This is a genomic window from Candidatus Rhabdochlamydia sp. T3358 (assembly GCF_901000775.1).
Taxonomy (GTDB): Bacteria; Chlamydiota; Chlamydiia; order Chlamydiales; family Rhabdochlamydiaceae; genus Rhabdochlamydia.
In genome coordinates this window covers 1-16,687 of sequence record NZ_CAAJGQ010000017.1, presented here as the reverse complement: position 1 = coordinate 16,687, position 16,687 = coordinate 1, and the positions used below count along the sequence as shown (strand labels likewise).

Annotated in this window: 15 protein-coding genes and 1 pseudogene; 11 read left to right on the top strand and 5 right to left on the bottom strand. The window is 35.5% G+C overall.

The window, feature by feature from the left end:
- Window positions 1–155: 155 nt before the first annotated feature.
- The 6 genes from RHTP_RS05180 to RHTP_RS05155 all read left to right on the top strand — a co-directional run bounded on the left by RHTP_RS05180 (window position 156) and on the right by RHTP_RS05155 (window position 7,284).
- Window positions 156–1,154 carry a beta-ketoacyl-ACP synthase III gene (locus RHTP_RS05180; RefSeq protein ID WP_138107063.1) on the top strand — a complete coding sequence of 333 codons (999 nt, stop codon included), beginning with the start codon at window positions 156–158 and terminating at the stop codon, window positions 1,152–1,154.
- On the top strand, window positions 1,147–2,103 hold the full coding sequence (fabD, locus tag RHTP_RS05175; protein WP_138107062.1) for an ACP S-malonyltransferase: 957 nt from the start codon (window positions 1,147–1,149) through the stop codon (window positions 2,101–2,103). Before RHTP_RS05180 ends, fabD begins: the two co-directional genes overlap by 8 nt.
- A complete protein-coding gene (gene fabG, locus RHTP_RS05170; RefSeq protein WP_138107061.1) occupies window positions 2,091–2,846 on the top strand; it encodes a 3-oxoacyl-[acyl-carrier-protein] reductase in 756 nt (251 codons plus the stop codon). Before fabD ends, fabG begins: the two co-directional genes overlap by 13 nt.
- A gap of 37 nt (window positions 2,847–2,883) precedes the next feature.
- On the top strand, window positions 2,884–3,183 hold the full coding sequence (acpP, locus tag RHTP_RS05165; protein ID WP_138107060.1) for an acyl carrier protein: 300 nt from the start codon (window positions 2,884–2,886) through the stop codon (window positions 3,181–3,183).
- A gap of 230 nt (window positions 3,184–3,413) precedes the next feature.
- Complete coding sequence (locus RHTP_RS05160) at window positions 3,414–4,316, top strand: DUF4116 domain-containing protein (RefSeq protein ID WP_138107059.1); 903 nt, start codon at window positions 3,414–3,416, stop codon at window positions 4,314–4,316.
- 295 nt (window positions 4,317–4,611) lie between these two features.
- Window positions 4,612–7,284 carry a hypothetical protein gene (locus RHTP_RS05155; RefSeq protein WP_171005745.1) on the top strand — a complete coding sequence of 891 codons (2,673 nt, stop codon included), beginning with the start codon at window positions 4,612–4,614 and terminating at the stop codon, window positions 7,282–7,284.
- Window positions 7,285–7,289: 5 nt separating this feature from the next.
- Here the strand turns inward: RHTP_RS05155 and RHTP_RS05150 are convergent, their stop codons facing one another.
- Genes RHTP_RS05150 through RHTP_RS05140 form a run of 3 tightly spaced genes read right to left on the bottom strand, consistent with a single transcriptional unit; the run spans window position 7,290 to window position 10,031 of the window.
- Window positions 7,290–8,075, bottom strand: coding sequence for an ABC transporter permease (locus RHTP_RS05150; protein ID WP_138107057.1), 786 nt, complete (start codon window positions 8,073–8,075; stop codon window positions 7,290–7,292).
- On the bottom strand, window positions 8,059–8,877 hold the full coding sequence (locus tag RHTP_RS05145) for an ABC transporter permease (RefSeq protein WP_171005744.1): 819 nt from the start codon (window positions 8,875–8,877) through the stop codon (window positions 8,059–8,061). The genes RHTP_RS05150 and RHTP_RS05145 overlap by 17 nt, the downstream gene beginning before the upstream one ends.
- Before the next feature lie 47 nt (window positions 8,878–8,924).
- Window positions 8,925–10,031 (bottom strand): ABC transporter ATP-binding protein, encoded by a 1,107-nt coding sequence (locus tag RHTP_RS05140; RefSeq protein WP_138107055.1) that lies wholly within the window; start codon window positions 10,029–10,031, stop codon window positions 8,925–8,927.
- Between the two features lie 293 nt (window positions 10,032–10,324).
- Between RHTP_RS05140 and trxB the strand changes: the two genes are divergently transcribed.
- The 4 genes from trxB (at window position 10,325) to RHTP_RS05120 (ending at window position 15,021) form a co-directional block, all read left to right on the top strand.
- A complete protein-coding gene (gene trxB / locus RHTP_RS05135; protein ID WP_138107054.1) occupies window positions 10,325–11,269 on the top strand; it encodes a thioredoxin-disulfide reductase in 945 nt (314 codons plus the stop codon).
- 3 nt (window positions 11,270–11,272) lie between these two features.
- The gene (locus tag RHTP_RS05130) at window positions 11,273–12,076 is read left to right on the top strand and encodes a hypothetical protein (protein ID WP_138107053.1); all 804 of its coding nucleotides are present in this window, start codon (window positions 11,273–11,275) and stop codon (window positions 12,074–12,076) included.
- 120 nt (window positions 12,077–12,196) lie between these two features.
- Window positions 12,197–14,239, top strand: a complete 2,043-nt coding sequence (locus tag RHTP_RS05125; RefSeq protein WP_138107052.1) for a polymorphic toxin type 50 domain-containing protein — start codon at window positions 12,197–12,199, stop codon at window positions 14,237–14,239.
- A gap of 2 nt (window positions 14,240–14,241) precedes the next feature.
- Window positions 14,242–15,021, top strand: coding sequence for a MafI2 family immunity protein (locus tag RHTP_RS05120; RefSeq protein ID WP_138107051.1), 780 nt, complete (start codon window positions 14,242–14,244; stop codon window positions 15,019–15,021).
- Window positions 15,022–15,090: 69 nt separating this feature from the next.
- Here RHTP_RS05120 and RHTP_RS05115 read toward each other — a convergent pair.
- A pseudogene (locus tag RHTP_RS05115) lies at window positions 15,091–15,244 on the bottom strand (IS5/IS1182 family transposase); the annotation flags it as partial.
- Between the two features lie 146 nt (window positions 15,245–15,390).
- Between RHTP_RS05115 and RHTP_RS05110 the strand changes: the two are divergent.
- Window positions 15,391–15,690, top strand: a complete 300-nt coding sequence (locus RHTP_RS05110) for a hypothetical protein (RefSeq protein ID WP_138107050.1) — start codon at window positions 15,391–15,393, stop codon at window positions 15,688–15,690.
- Here RHTP_RS05110 and RHTP_RS05105 read toward each other — a convergent pair.
- Complete coding sequence (locus RHTP_RS05105) at window positions 15,680–16,564, bottom strand: IS982 family transposase (RefSeq protein WP_138107049.1); 885 nt, start codon at window positions 16,562–16,564, stop codon at window positions 15,680–15,682. The genes RHTP_RS05110 and RHTP_RS05105 overlap by 11 nt on opposite strands.
- Window positions 16,565–16,687: the final 123 nt, after the last annotated feature.

Sequence of the window (16,687 nt, the reverse complement as noted above, 5' to 3'; positions counted from 1 at the left end):
TACAATACGATAATAGAATTTGCATAGACGTGCAATGGAAATTTTAAATGATAAAAGGCTTAAGAAAGGCAAAAAAACAAAACACTTTCATTTTTTAACAGACTGAGATAAACTTTTTCGATAGAGTGTTAAATATTTAAATTTTATTTTGGTTTATGGTTCAAAAAGCGCGTATTATTTCTACTGGTTCCTATCTTCCTAAAAAAGTACTATCAAATAGCGATTTAGAGAAAATGGTCGATACTTCAGATGAATGGATCTTCTCTCGTACAGGAATGAAGGAAAGAAGATTAGCTGCAGCAGATGAACCCACTTCTGAAATGGGATTTCAGGCAGCTAAAAAAGCCATTGAGAAAGCAGGCATTGATATAGAAGAAATTGATCTTATTTTATTTGCTACTTTAACACCGGATTACCCCTTTCCTAGCACAGCATGCCTAATACAAGCTCGTCTAGGTGCTTTTAATGCAGCAGCAGTAGACTTGCAGGCTGCATGCACCGGGTATATTTATGCTTTATCCCAAGCTAAGGCTTATGTTGAGTCAGGGATGTATCGCTCTATTTTAATTGTTGCTTCTGAAAAGCTCTCTTCCATTGTTAATTATCAAGATCGGGCTACTTGTGTTCTTTTTGGAGATGGTGCAGCAGCCTGTGTTGTTGCAGCAAAAGGAAAAGGGTTATTCATTTCAGATATTTGTTTAGGAGCTGATGGAAGATTAGCTGAACTATTGATTATACCAGCTGGAGGGTCAAAAAAACCAGCTTCTATAGAGACTGTTCAAGCAAACCAACACTATCTGCAAATGGAAGGAAAAGAGTTATTTAAACATGCGGTGCGTAGAATGGAAATGGCGGCTAGCTGCTGCTTGGAAAGAGCCTCTTTAAAAAAAGAGCAGATCAAATGGCTGATTCCTCATCAAGCAAATATGCGTATTATTGAAGCTATTGCAAAACGCTTTGATGTGCCAATGGAACGTGTTTTTTTGACATTGCATAAATATGGAAATACATCTGCTTCTTCTGTAGGAATTGCTTTAGATGAGCTCTTAAAAGAAAAAGATTTAGAAGAGGGAGATAACATCTTGCTAGTAGCATTTGGTGCAGGGCTTACTTGGGGAGCTACTATTTTAACCTGTGGAGGGGAAAATGCATAGATGGGCATTTGTCTTTCCGGGTCAAGGGACACAATATACAGGAATGGGAAAGGACTTTTACGATGCTTTTCCTGTAGCCAAAGAAGTATTTCAAGAAGCTGATGAAATTTTACAGCAAAATTTTTCTTCTATTATTTTTGAAGGTTCATCAGAAATTTTAACCCTTACCAAAAACAGCCAAATTGCTATTTATCTCGTAAGTATGGCTATTCTGCGTGTTTTGCAGACGCAAATTCCTCTTTTTAAACCAGCCATTTGCGCAGGCTTGAGCTTAGGAGAATACACAGCTTTAGTCGCTTCTGAAAAAATCAGCTTTAGTGATTGTTTAAGACTGGTACAAGTACGTGCTGAGGCTATGCATGAAGCTTGCAGAGAGACCGAAGGAACGATGCAAGTTGTACTAGGACTTACTGAAGAGCTGGTTGCTGAATCTTTGCAAGAAATAAGCCCTAAAAGCGGTCCTGTTTGGATTGCTAATATTAACTGTCCAGGTCAAATTGTTATTGCAGGTAGGATAAAAAATATTACAATAGCAGCCGAATACCTCAAGCAAAAAGGGGCTAAACGCATCATTGACTTAGAAGTTGCCGGGGCTTTTCACAGTGGCCTGATGCAATCTGCTAAGGAGAAGCTTTTTGATAAGATTGAAAATGCTGCTATTTATGAAAGTAAAATTTGTTTTACTATGAATGTTCCTGGTAAAATAGTTGATTCTGTTTCTATGATTAAGCAGTATTTATTAGAACAAGTGACAAGTCCTGTTCGTTGGCAGCAGTCCATTTTAGCTATGCAAGATTTTGGGCTGCAAGCTTACCTCGAAATAGGACCTGGTAAAACATTAAGTGGAATGAATAAAAGAATTGGAGTACAAGATCCTACTTTGCATATAGAAAAAGTAGCCGGCTTAGATGGATTAGTGCGTCAATGGGAGTCTTTATGTCGCTCTTAGCAAACAAAAATGCTTTGATTACAGGAGGTACTGCTGGTATTGGTAAAGCTATTGCTTTAGCATTTTTGCAGCAGGGAGCAAATGTAGCCATTTTAGGAACAAATAAAGAACAAGCAGCCCGTGTTGTAGAAGAGTTGCAAGCCGCTAAGATTAATCAACAGCAAAAAATAGAATCCTTTCTTGTAGATGTCTCTCTTAAGCTAGAAGTTGACAACGTAATTAAAGATTTGTTGTCCTCTTGGAACTCGATCGATATTTTGATTAATAATGCTGGCATTACTCGTGATGGCCTATTGATTAGGATGAGCGAAGAGGACTTTGATCGAGTCATTGCAGTAAATCTCAAATCGCTTTTTAATTTATGTCGCTCTGTTGTTCCTCATATGGTAAAAGCTCGTAGTGGAAATATCATTAATATTTCCTCCATTGTAGCTTCAACAGGTAATCCAGGTCAGTTTAATTATGTGGCATCTAAAGCAGGTGTTGAAGGTGCTACAAAGGCGCTAGCAAAAGAAGTTGCTTCTCGCAATATTCGCGTCAATTGCATAGCGCCTGGGTTTGTCCAGACGCGTATGACAGATAAATTAACAGAAGTGCAAAGAGAGCATATCTTAAATCAGATCCCTATGAAAACTATGGGTAAGCCTGAAGATATTGCAAATGCAGTTGTTTTTCTGGCAAGTCATCTTTCTAACTACATCACAGGCCAAATATTGACTGTAGATGGCGGAATGGTGATGTGATGATTTTGATAAATATAACTTAACTAAAGGATAACTTATGTCCCCTGAGAAATCTGTTGAACAAGAAGCTCTTGAAAGAGAAGTGCTTGATATTGTTATTGAACAACTGCAAGTCGATCCTTCTACAGTTTCCTTAGAAAAATCTTTTTCAGAAGATCTTAGTACAGACTCTTTAGATCTTACAGAGCTAATTATGGCATTTGAAGAGCGTTTTGGGTTTGAAATCCCACAAGAAGAAGCAGAAAAACTACACATTGTTAAAGATGTAGTGGATTATATTCAAAAAAATCGTAGTGAGAATAAAAGACCCCCTTCTGAAAAACCCCCTGCTGCTTAAGTTTTAGGGCTGCTTATCAGCAGCCCTAGACTCAATTTGTCTTGAGCTTTATATGAATCAGGTTTTTAAAAGACCTATTGTAATATCTTGATTATCTATTTAGCTGAAAATCAAAAACTTAATGCTGTTTATGCGTTGCTGTTGTATAGGCATGCATAATAAGAACCTAGTTTTTTTATTATACTTATTAATTAATTTCTGTTATTATTATTTAATAAAAAGGCGATCTTATGAATCCTATAATAACCCATGAAATTAAAGCTTATTCATTTTTTTCTGCTTTAGCAAAAGAAAATATATCCCTAGCAAGGATTCATATTCATTTTTTTTTAAAAAATATTCCAAATAGTTCTAATCCACCTAGTTTAAAAAATAGATTCATTAGTCTTATTAAAGCATCTGGACTAGCTTTAAGAGCTCTTCTATTGTGCCTACCGCTTATCAATAAAATACCCAAACTCCCTTCTAAAGAAGCAGTACTTGGTGCTGTAAGCAAAGACGGTATGTTATTGGAATATGTTCCCGCACACTTAAAGGAAGACATAGAAATTGTAAACGCTGCTATAAAGAATAACCCAGAAGCTCTAAGCTTTGCTTCTAAACAAGTAGTGCTTACTGTTGTAGGTGAAAATGGCATGTTGCTACAATACGTCCCTGAGGACTTAAAGGAAGACATAGAAATTGTAAACGCTGCTATAAAGAATAACCCAGAAGCTCTAAGCTTTGTTTCTAGAGAAGTAGCCAGTGGGTTTATAATACAGCGTAGTGAATTGCTAAAATACGCTTCTAATGATCTAAAAGAAGACCAAGACTTTATACTTGAGCTTATTCCAGAACCAGATATGTCAGAATGGGAAAGCTTTCGAACAGAACATTCAAAACTTCGTGTTAATTGTTCACAAGATTTTGCTTTTAGTCAAGTTCCAAAAATACTGAAGCATATTTCTTTAAAGCTAAAGGAAGATTCAGATTTTATGGTCCGTGTAGTAGAGAAAAACTTTTGGGCTCTTCTGGAGTGTGCTTCTGGGAAAGTTGAGAAGGATGTTTTAGATGCTATGCAAAGCAAAGGTAAAGATCTAAGTGGTTTGAAAAAATTTACTCAAAATTATAAAGCTCGATTAAACAGTGCTTAAAGCTTCTAAGCTTAATGTGAGAAGAAAAAAAGTTAACTTGCTTAATATCAGCAAGAGATTGTATTGCTCCCTATTCTGTATAATATATCATAATTAACTTACAGGTTTGTTCTATAAATAATAAAATAGTTAGTAGAAATTAAAGGAGTGTATTATTTCAGCCCCTATAAATAACAATAAAGCATTTTTATTTTTTAAAAACATAGGAACTCTTGTTGGTTTGGGTTACCCCGCGCCTAAATTAAAGAACTTTAATGCTTCCACTGAATCCTATATTAACTTTCTAGAACTGTTGTTGAAGGATCCTTTACAAAATCGTTTGTCTAGTGAAGAGAAAAAAAAGCAAGATCAACTATGGACAATGATCACACTACTTAAATCTGAATTTTGTAAACATAAGCTTAACAACATTTTCTCAGCTGCGATTCAAAATATCCCAACTTCTGAAGAGGATGCTAGTCAGATTTTTAATTGCTTACCAAAAAATCAGGATATAGGTCTGGGTCAGAATATAGATCTAGGCCGGATTTATGCGCAGCAATATACAGAGCAGTTTTGGAAATGGATAGGTAGTGAAATTGTCTTCCTTCCTCCTGATTCTACTTTGTTATTTCTCAAAATCTGTCTGAATTCTCGTGATTTTACTCCTTTAGATACAAATGTATGGGAAGAGCTTTTAGTTCTACCGGGTTGGAGTGATGTTCAAAAAAAAGAAATTAAAAATTTCAAACTAAAACATGAGTTTATCAATAAGAATAGTAATTGTTTAGCTTATATAAAAGAGCAAGAGTCTGGATTAGCTAGAAAAGCTCCATTTTGTGTAAAAAACCAAAAAGAATTACAAAAACAATACATGAGTCAATATCGTTTATTGCTTAAATTTACAGAGAGTTTTTTTCAAAAAGTATTTGATACCAGAAGACAAGATCTAGATCAGCAAAGTAAAATGATGGATGCAGTAAACACATCAGGAGATGCTTTTTTTCAAGGGATATCTTCGTTAATTCAGAAAATGTCTTGTTTTATGGGAAAAGAAAACTTTTCTTTTGAATTAGGTTCATGGGAAGATCGCTTTTTAAATAATTTTAAAAACATTTCCTATAAAATTTTCGCTTGGAGAGTTAAAAAAATGCTTCCGAAACTGCTAACCTCCTTAAAGGAGGTAGTAAATAAGTTACAAAAGACAGATCAAGAGCTTCTACCCGTTCAAACGATGCAAAGAGGTTTTCTTGATGTTTTAGGTAAAGGTAGCCCGCAATATTCATCTCTTGAAGCAAACATAAAGCAGTTTGATTTAAGAAACACGCAATTCAATGAATGGAAAAAAGGTCTTTCTAGTTGTGAATTATTAAGCCGGTCTTTATTAGACTGTTTTGTTAAGCAACAAAAAGAAGAGCCAACAGAGAGTCAAAAGGCGCTTATCGAAAAAAATCAAAGAGAGCTTATAGAAGAGGAAGAAAAAGCTAATTTCCCTCAAGGAAAATCATTCCCTTTTCCCGTGTCATTAGACAGCGACAGCGAAGAAGAAGATTTTTTACAAGATCTTCTAGATATCCAACCAACTAGCACCGCTGTATTGAATGTACCTGTTTTTTCTTTTTCTGAAATGGATGCCTTTTTAAAAAATCCTAATCAGGTAAATGGCTGCTTAAGTAAGGGTGCTAATGGGATTTTAAAACAGTTAAAAACCCATCTTTTAAAAAGACAAGTTGATCTTCCAAATGAGTTAAAAACTCTGAAAAATACAAAAATTCATGAAATACATGCTCAATTGGTATTAGCAACAGCAGCTCAAGAGCAAATTATACAAGCAATACAGGATCAAAGATGGAATCATATAGTTTTAGGATTTCGCAACATATTCATTCACTGCCATTTTGCTATTGAGCAGATGCTTTCTCTAAAGGTTTTAACAGAAAATAAAGAGGTTGCAAATACCCATGATTTAAGCGAGTTAGCAAAAAAAGCTCATATAGATAGGTTGGACGAGCAAATAAATTTTTTAAAGGGTATTGGAATGCACCTTTGGTTTTGCTATCCAGGGGACTATCGAGCTTTTTATCCAAACGACTGTCCAAAACCCTTTATCTTTTTAGAAAAGTTATTCCATCCATATAGAGGAAAAAATCTTGATACGAAGTTGCTTACAGAAGCGGTACAATTGTGTTTTGGAATGTATGGTCAAACTATAGAGTTTATTTCCAAAGTATCGTCTAGTTCTGATCAAAATCTTGATGAATTTTTAAAAAGAACAAAAGAGATTCAGCAAAAGACCCAGGCAAAAATCAATAAGAGTAAACATTCTAATAAGGGTTTAGCGGAATCGCCGCTTTTACAAAAACTGAAGGAAACATTAGATCTTTTTGAAAAGATCAAGATACCACCAGACCTTGAAGAAAAAGATCTTTTACAAAGACCTCTTAATACTATAAAAGAATACCTACAATTAATGAAACTTAGCTTAGAAAGTCCTCCGGAATCTCATACGCATAGCTTACAAAAATTTTTCCATATTGAAGTGCTAGCTAACATGGATAAGCTGTTTAAACATCTGTTTAGAACGATTATTCTTTTACAAACAGGAGAAGACAACCATTCTCATCATCTATTAACGCTTTTTCGATTAGCAGAAAAATTTTATGTAAAAGAGCTATTAACAGATCAGGATAAAGAAACTTTTGAAAAGATTAACTTAAGCATTACCCATCATTATTTGCATAAAAAATCTTCTGTTTCATTACAGAAAGAATATAAAAAATTCTTTAATCAGGCGGATAAATTAGCAACATGTTCTAAAGAAGACTCTACTCGTTTTGGTAAGAAAGATATTTCTTATCAAGATTTAGAAAAACAAAAAGAAGTGATCTATGCAGAACTAGAGCCTGCATTGGATTTGTTTCATAAGCTGTTACATCCTTTAATTTCTGAATTTGAAGAGTTAAATGCTTTTGAATTAAAAGGTGTTTAAGCTCTTTAAAAGATTTTAGTTCTGGATTTAATCGAAAAGAAGAGAAATACAAGAAAGCTGCTCAATGTGAGCAGAATGGCTGAGAGGGCATTGACAATAGGAGAAATCCCTGAGCGTAACATAGACAGTATGTACAGAGAAAGGGTTTGGCTATTACTGCCAGCGCAAAAGTAAGAAAGAATAAAGTCATCAAAAGAGAGAATAAAAACCAGTAGCCCTGTTGCAATAAGAGAGGGGCGCAATAGGGGTAGTATTACTCGTAAAAATGTCTGAATAGGTGTAGCTCCTAGCACTAAAGAGGCCTCTGTCATGCGATCGTCTAACTCTAAGAATCGAGCATAAACAATAGGAATAACAAATCCTAATCCTAAGACTGTATGGGCAACAATTAAAGTGCCAAGCCCTAAAGAAACCTTAATTATGGTAAAGAAGCCGAGCAAGCCAATGGCTAATACTGTTTCAGGGATGATGAGATTTCCATAGAATAGTGTTAAAAAAGTACGGATTCTTCCTCCTTGAGAGCAATAAAAGATTAAAAAAATACCCATTAATAGACTTAAAAGAGTTGCAGAAAAAGCTACGATTAAAGAGTTAAGAAAAGCTTGCCAAAGGTGTTCTGTTTGAAATAACTCCACATACCAATTCCAAGTAAAGCCTTGCCAAGGAGAGGGGAAAGAAGCCGTATTAAAAGAAAAAACAAGAAGAACAACTAAGGGAACATAGAGGAATAAATAAACCGCTGCAATAGATAAAAGAGAGGCAACTTTTGCTAAACTATTTTTTTGTTTCATAAGCACGCCCGGGGATCATACGATCGATTAAAAAATAAAGAAGAATAGCACTTACTAATAGACAAACCGAAGCCACTGCTGTAAAAGCCGCTCCCAATGAGCTTGTTTGTTCATCGAGAATAAAGCTAGAGATCACAGTTCCTACAAACATCCATTTATCTCCACCCATTAGCTCTGGAATGGCAAACTCGCCAAAAGAGGGAATAAATACTAAGAAAAATCCTGCCTGTAATCCTCTTTTAGTTAAAGGCAGTATCACACGGCGTAGAGTATGAAACCAACTTGCGCCTAAGTCATAAGAGGCTTCAATGAGGCGATTATCAATTTGTTCCATGGCTGAGTAAAGAGGCATAACCATGAAAGGCAAATAGTAATAGACCATCATGATCATAATGGCAAAAGGGGTATTTAACATATGCAAGGGAGAGTCTATAATCCCTATGAATTGTAAAAATTGATTAATGAGCCCTTTTTTTTCTAATACGAAGAACCAAGCGTATACATGTAGAAGAAAGTTGGTCCAAAAAGGCACAATTAATAAAAAAAGCAGCACATTTTTAAATCTCTTGCTATTAAAGGTCAAAAAATAAGCAAGAGGATAGGCAATGGTTAAGCAAATACAAGCATTGCTCAGAGCTAAAATTAAAGAGTTAAAAATCACTTTTAAATATACAGGACGTAAAAAAAAGGTAATTTTTTGCAGAGTTACACCTGCGATAGCACCTGCATCCGTTATGTATAAAAAACTAGAAACAAAGATTATAGCGAGTGGTAAATAGAAAAATAATACCTGCCATATCATTGCAGGCGATCCTATAGAAAATGGCAAATCAGAAGATAGTTTTGGCCTCATTTTTCTAAAATTACCACGTTCTCTTTTTGCCAATACAAAAACACCTCGTTATCATAATCAATGACCTCTTGTGGAAAATGCTCTTCGTTTTGTTCAAATACTTGAATGCGCATTCCATTTTTTATCAGAATATTATATTGAGTAGACCTTCCATGGTAAACAATAGATTGAACAGAGCCTTTTAAAGTATTAGAAAAGTTCGGGACGGCTTTTTTAGAGATAAAAATCTTCTCAGGTCGCAGACTAATCATGATCTGACGCCCTTCCTCCATCCATTCTTTTTTTTGTGGGATGTCAATTTTAAATTGACCTAGATTAGGAATATCAATTTCTGGGCCCTGATTTAGGTAACGCAATTGCCCGCTTAAGATATTTGTGGTCCCTACAAATTTTGCAACAAAAGAAGAGATAGGGAATTCATAAATTTCTTTAGGAGTACCTATCTGCTCTATTTCTCCTTTATGATTCATAATAGCCATTTGGTCAGCGACGGTTAAGGCTTCAAATTGATCATGAGTAACATAGATAAAAGTAGTTTTTAGTTTGTCTTGTAGCTCAATTAACTCAAGTAACATCTTTTCACGCAGTTTAAAATCTAAAGCAGCAAGAGGTTCGTCTAAAAGCAGAACGGTTGGCTCATCTACGATAGCTCTAGCTAAGGCAACACGTTGCTGTTGACCTCCAGAGAGTTGACTGGGATATTTATAGATATGTTGCTCCAAATGAAAAGATTCCAAGATCTTAATGACTTTTTGCTGAATGATTTCTTTAGAGAGTTTTTTAATTTTTAGACTATAGGCAACATTATTAAATACATTTAGGTGAGGGAAGAGGGCATAATTCTGAAATACTATATTGATAGGTCTTTTATAAATTGGCCAATTCGTGATCTCACTATCTCCTAAATAGATTCTTCCCGATTCAGCACTCTCTAATCCAGCAATTAACCTAAGTAAGGTAGTTTTACCACACCCACTTGGACCCAAAAGAGCAAAAAACTTACCAGCTGGAATCGTTAAGTTGACCTCTGGGATAATAACCCCGCCATCTAGCGATTTCCTTAAAGCTTCTAGCCGTATGCTTCGAGTTTTTTGTGTGATCATTTTGTTATCCGATACCTGGTTTATCTTTAACCTTTATAGGTGTTTAATTTTATGACCAAAATGTTTTACTGCATAGTATTTTTAGAGTAAATGGCAGAAGCTTATCTTTTTTATTTTTCTAAACTAGCATTTATCTATATATATTTTTTTAAATCCTCTTTTTTATCCTTTATTCAAATTTTTTTAGCTATTTTAAAGAACTGTCAGATTGAATCTTTCCTTGAGATAAAACCTGTTCTTTCTTATTTTTTCTAAAGTAGTTGATTTTATAGATGCATAACAAAAGTTTAGATATGAAACGAACAAAGCTTGTAATCATTGGCTCAGGACCCGCTGCTCTTACTGCCGCTATTTATGCAGCTCGTGCAAACTTAGAGCCCATTATCTTTGAGGGTTTTTCTTCAGGACCAGTTGGCGGACAGCTAATGACAACAACAGAGGTAGAAAACTTTCCTGGTTTTCCTGAAGGTATAACAGGCCCAGAGCTAATGGAGCGTATGCGCAAACAAGCATTGCGCTTTGGCACAGAAATTTTGACAGAAGATGTGATTGCGGTAGAGTTAGAAAAAAAGCCATTTATGATAAAGGGACGTCGAACCTCAATACAAGCAGATGCATTGATCATTGCAACAGGAGCAACAGCCCGTCGTCTTGATGTACCGGGATCTAAAGAATTTTGGCAAAAAGGGGTGACTGCATGTGCTGTATGCGATGGAGCTGCACCTATTTTTCACAATCAAGATTTATATGTGATTGGAGGAGGAGATACTGCTGTAGAAGAGGCTATCTTTTTAACAAAATATGGTAAGAAGGTTTTTTTGGTACATCGTCGAGAAGAGTTGCGTGCTTCTGAAATTATGGCTGATCGTGTAAAGAAACACCCTAAAATAGAAATCCTTTGGAACCATGAATTAGTACGAATTGAGGGAGATACCGTTGTACGCAAAGTAGTTTTAAAAAATGTAAAGACCCATCAAGAAAGTACTTTCTTGGCAGGAGGGGTATTTTTTGCTATTGGACATGATCCCAATACCAAATTTTTAGGAGGGCAGTTGAAGTTAAAAGAAAATCAATATATTCATGTAGATCTGGAAAGCTCTAAAACCAATATAGAAGGTGTATTTGCAGCTGGAGACGTGCATGATCATATGTATCGTCAAGCAATTACAGCAGCTGGATTCGGATGTATGGCGGCAATGGATGCAGAAAAGTGGTTGTCTGAAAAAGGACATCTTTAGATCATGCGCTTACTTATCATTGCTATTTTTCTTCCTTTAAGCTGTTTTTCTTTAACAACAAAGCCTTGGCTAGCTGATCTATTTGAAGCGGATTTAACACCAGGATACACCTATCGCCATTACCCCAACGTGCAAGGAGCAACCAAACATTTTGCTTCAAATGATCAAATTTTATCATTGGAATTAGGGGCTACTTTATCTACACGTTTTGATTTTGAGCTAGAATTAGAAGTTGCTCATACAACTCAGCAATCTTGGGGGATGCGCAGTGGTGCTATGCAAGTGCGCTATTTATGGTTAGATGATGTTGCAGGAGATCCTGTAAGCTTCATTACAGGACTTAGTTTACGTGATGTCTCTAAACGAAACTTGCGCGATGTAAGCTGTCCTTATGCTGCTCGTATAAATGGGGAATTATTTTCAGCTATTGGCAAAGAATTCTCTGATGGCTTCAACTGGAACACTCGTATTTATGCTTGGGCTGCAGTAGGGATCGCTAATCGAGGTTCTTGGTGGACAAGACAAGAAATCTCCTATGAGAACAATTGGTGTAATCGGCATAATTTAAAGCTGTTTTTACAAGGGGATTTTGGTTTTGGAGATCGTCGGCAAGTAGTAGTAGATCATTTTAATGGCTGGGGAAAATATCATCATCAATCTATTGATTTAGGTATCTGTTATAGATGTCAGCTAGATTATTACGGTACTTTTAGTATAAGCTATGCCTACCGTGTATTTGCAAGAACATTTCCTGAAAGAGTACATTGTCTGACTTTGCTATATTGTTTTCCCTTTTGTTTGTTTTAATCTGCTGCTTTCAGAGGGTACAGATAGAATACAGAAAAAAAATCAATGGCATAAATTTTTTTATTGTCATTATGATTTAAATCATAGAACATCCTTATTTTCTTTAAAGTTAGGGTGGTTATGAACAAATTATTTTCGCTTTTTTTGGCTCTATATATTTTCATGAATTTATTTGTGCAAGCAAATAAAGGATATGCTTATTTTTTCCCAATTCTGTATGAAAACACATGGACTGATTTTTGTTTAGAGCACCTTAAGGAGCTTTCTGACGAATGCAATGAACAGTATATTGATAAAGAGCTCATTACTCGATTATCCCATGATTCAAACCAGATTCCTACGATTTTAAATAGCTGTGATTTCCGCTTTTGTCTACAGTGCCAAGCTCCTGCTGCAAGAAGACTATGTATAGACGAGGACTGGACAGACGAAGAGGAAAATGTTTATGAAATTCTCTGTTATAAATGTAGATGTTTAAAAAACTGGTATAATCCAAATAATCTAGACGCGGATGAAGAAGATCTAAAAGATGAAGAAATCGTCGATGAATATTGGGATACTTGCAGCAACAAAGCTATTCCGCACAGCTATTTTACTATTCAAGCAAAGCCGTTTGTTTGCTTTCTTGAACAACACTTGAAGTATTGCAAAGAAAACCCTAGTTGTTTCTGCTACTGGCCTTATCTTTCTAAAATAGCTTGTGAGATAAGTGATACCGTTTATACGAAAGGGTATTCGTTAGTTGAAAATTCGTTTTTAGGCAAATTAAATAGCCCAGAGTTTAATTCATTAGATTTTGCTTCTTTAAATACCTATGGCATCTTAACTGCTTTATTTACTCATTCCTTCTTCTATTCGCAATACAGACAAGTTTTGCTTCAGCTGGCACAGTGGGAGGAGTCTCATGATCCAAATATTGCAAGAAGCGCAGCAACAATAGACTCCATTTATATAACTCTTGATAGCGTGCAACCTCATTTTTTACATCTATACTCACAATGCCTTAAAAAACACCCTCACCCTAAAATCTATTACGAAAGAGGGATGGTTCTTTTCCATCAAGGGAAAGCCTTAGATTCATTAGATGATATCCGTGCCCTGATTGGCTTTGCCCAACAAAACCATCATCAAGACCTATTAACTTCTGAGTTGTATCTTCAAGAAGGAACTGTTTATGCAGAACTGGGCCTATATGATAAAGCTGTTGTGAGCCTTAGTGAGGCAATCCACAGAGATCCAAACAATAAACAAGCCTATTTTGAACGAGCAGTCGCTTATTTTGAGCTAGGTCAGTTTGATTTATCTCTAGAAGATTATTTCTCATCCAAAATAAAACCCCAACCGATTTCACCAGATTCGTTGGAACTGATATCATTCTCTTTAGGCTTGACACAAGGAATCCTAAAAGGAGGAATGCAAGCTGGAGCTGAGTTCCTTCCTTCCTTATTATCCTCTATGCATGGTATTGGTCATGGGTTATGGGCTTTTGCTCAAGATCCAGTGCAAGTTTCCGTTGCACTTGTTGAAGCTACGCAAGCCTGCATTCAGTTCGTGAAGAATCACACATCTACAGAAGTTTTAACATCTCTTGTACCAGAGCTCAAAGAGCTGATTGAAACCTGGGATAAACTGGAAGATAATAAGCGAGGTGAAATCACAGGACATATCATCGGAAAATATGGAATCGATATTTTTGCAGGGGTTGGTCTTGTAAAAGGAATGAAGTTGTATAGAGAGCTTAAAAAAGCAAACAATCTTTTGACTCTCGAAGCTCTAGCAACCAGTAAAAAAAATAAGTCCCTTATCGCCTTAGAAGCTGCAAAAAGAGCGCAGACAAGAAAAAAGATTCTTACAAATGCAAATGTAAAAATCCAGTGGGATAAACAAGGAAAGCATATTCAGACACACAAAAATTTTCAAAAAAGCAAAAGCATATTAGAGCATCCAAATCCTCAGAAGCTTGCTCATGATTTTTGCGGGAAAGGAATGAAAATTGGAAATCAACAAGCAGGCACAGCGGGATATCAAGAAATAGTCGATTTTAAAGAATTCATAGGCTATTCGGTGGAATATGAGACCGGGAAGAAAACCGCTACAAGCTGGGGAAAGATTCATTATGCAAAGGGTGGCGTTCACATCGTTCCCACAAAGCCAAGGTTGTAAAAATGGAAGTCTCTTCAACAGGCTATGCTTTATTAGCCATGCAATGCGCTTTATTATATGTGGTTACTCCCGAATTAAGAGCTGTAGTTATAGGTATTTGTAAAAAAAAAAAGATATTATATATGCATTTTTATTATGAAGGAGAGGTTTCTGAAGAGCTCATAGAGCTTTGGCAATGCGCTGTTACTGAGGCAAGTGATTTAGAATCTAATTGGGAGCTTGATGATAGGATCGAAAGGCTCGACTATCCTCAAGAAATCCCTTCCCACGGGCGATACGCCTATCTTAGAAGAGAGCCTAACATGCTAAGTCAAAATGTTTCAGAGGTTCCTATAATTATCACAAGAGAAATAAAGGATTTTAAAGAAAAGATCGGTGTTTTTATCAGCCCTGTTTCTGAAGAAAAGGTAAGTACGAGCTGGGGAGTCATTCATACTACAAAAGATGAATCCCATATTATTCCAGCAAAACCTGCATCTTATAAGATTAAAGAAATAACTCCCATCGCCTACGCTTTGCTTGCAATACAAAGAGCTCTTCTTGGTCTTGCTACACCTGAGTTAAGAGGTATTGTAGCAGATATTCAGGACCAAGAGCTCTATATTCGCTTTTACTATGACAAAGGAATTTCTTATGAGATATTTGAGAGTTGGGAATTTGCTATTACGAAGGTAATAGCGGATATGGGATCGGATTATCTGTTTGATACAGGGATTGAAAGACTAGACTATCCGCAAGAAATTCCTTTCCGTGGACGATATGCCTATTTAAGGAAAGAGTGATGTTTCTTAATCGCAATCCAAATTCACGATCCAGCTAATAGTGGAGTTTTTTCTCAATTAGTACTGATTAAAAAAATTCTGAACTTTAATTGGCCGTTCAATAGGTATTTCTGTTGCATCTATTAAAACAACTTCATAGGGCATATCGCTTTTTAATAAGGCTTTACGCCCAGGAAGTGCAAAGTCAGGGTGCTTAAATCAGCTCGTCTTCTATCCAACGGATATACAGATTATCTAATAGCTAAATTGTTAATTATATTCAAATGTGTTAATATAACAAATGAGGTTAAATAATGAATTATTAATATAAAAGATATAAATCTGAAAAATAGACGAAAGAATTAATTAAAAAATAATTAGGAGAGTCTTATGTCAGGTGCTTTACCATTTAATCCAGCAAAAGAAATAGGTCAGATGTTTGAAAAAACCTCTTCAAGGGCTGTTTTTGACGAGCAAATCTTAAGTCACACCAAGCAAAATCTTGCAAAAATTTCAGAAGAAGAATTCTCTTCTGAGCAGCAGCAAGAACTGCAGCTTCAATTTCCTCTAGTGATTGCACAACTAAAATTTTTCGTGTTGCAACTCAAGCAAGCTAAAACGATTGATTCAAAATTAGCGGGTTTACTAAGTGCTGCTCTTAACCTCAGTTTTGGGTTTTCTAGCTGGTAACTAGCCCTAAACTTTCCTTATCAGACATTCTAATACGAGGTTTTTTAGGTTGCCTCATATAAGCTGCAATTCCACAAAGAGTATTAACCAAAAAGTTACTCACTGATCTATGCCTTGTGTGCTCAATCTGAGATATATTTTTAAGTTGATCATTTACAGTTTCAATAATAACTCTTTTACGCAGTAGTATTTTATCTCTGAGATTCATGAACTTATTTTTCATTTTAGACCGTAAATTTGTGAATAATTGTAAGCCTTTATCTATTAACTTTTTTCCTAATTTCTCTGAAATATACCCTTTATCTCCATAGAGGTTTCCGGTGATTCCCTGTGACAAAACCTCAGCTACAGAAACATCCGATGCATTTCCAGGAGTTAGTTGAAAAGCGAGGATTTCTCCTACTTCATTAATGATTAAATGAAGTTTCACTCCAAAGAACCATCCTGCTCCTGTTTTTCCCATTTTTGCAAATTTTGCAAAAACTTTATTTCTTCTAATCCTTTTGTTATGGCAAACTTGTATCTTCGTTGAATCGATAAAACTAACTCCAGTAATTGTACCTTTATTATGTAAAAGATAAGCAAATAGGGGGATGAAAAGATTTTTTAGAAGGTAGACAAATCTGCTATAGCTAATAAGCGTAGGAAACTCCTTATGAAGATAAATCATAACGTGGCTGCAATAGAAGTGTTTGAAATTCCTGTAGTTTGATTGATGAAATAAAATAGATATTGTCATCATTTCAGGAATAGACATTTCTGCTTTAGGTCCTCTTAGAGATTTGCCTTTGGTAATTAAATGTTGCTCCCATTGCTTGTTGAAATCCTTCCAAAAATCATCCACAGAGCAGTATAATTCAATAAGCGTTTCCATTTTTGACCTCTTTTGTTGTTGTTTTTTCAGAAACGAAACTTGTACAACATTAAGAGGTCTTTTTACACTGTTTTTTTGTCTTATCTTTCCTATTCTTAGTTAATTAAACTCAACATTGGGGTT